Source organism: Bacillus sp. SIMBA_026, assembly GCF_046535335.1.
Lineage (GTDB): Bacteria > Bacillota > Bacilli > Bacillales > Bacillaceae > Bacillus > Bacillus velezensis.
On record NZ_JAWRWX010000526.1, the window covers coordinates 1 to 231 of the forward strand.

The 231-nt window shown below is 64.5% G+C and carries 1 protein-coding gene; it reads left to right on the top strand.

Annotated elements, in window-relative coordinates; translation table 11 throughout:
• Positions 1–16: 16 nt before the first annotated feature.
• On the top strand, positions 17–231 hold a 215-nt coding region (locus SB847_RS22410; RefSeq protein ID WP_410578978.1), incomplete at its 3' end, for a glycosyltransferase.

Below are 231 nucleotides of genomic sequence, written 5' to 3' on the forward strand. Positions count from 1 at the left end.
GGTGCCTATCTCCTTGGTGGGCTGCTCCCTGCAGGGAAAGGGAGCTGCTGTCCGGCGTGGCCTACTGAGCGGAACGTCCAGGTTTACCGGCTTCTTTGACGCAGACCTCGCTACTCCTTTGGAAACCCTCACCCAGACGATGTCCCTCCTCGAGGACGGGGCGGCAGCGGTGATTGCGTCCCGCCATGCGGAGGGCTCTACCGTGGTGCGTCCACAGCATCTCGGGCGCAG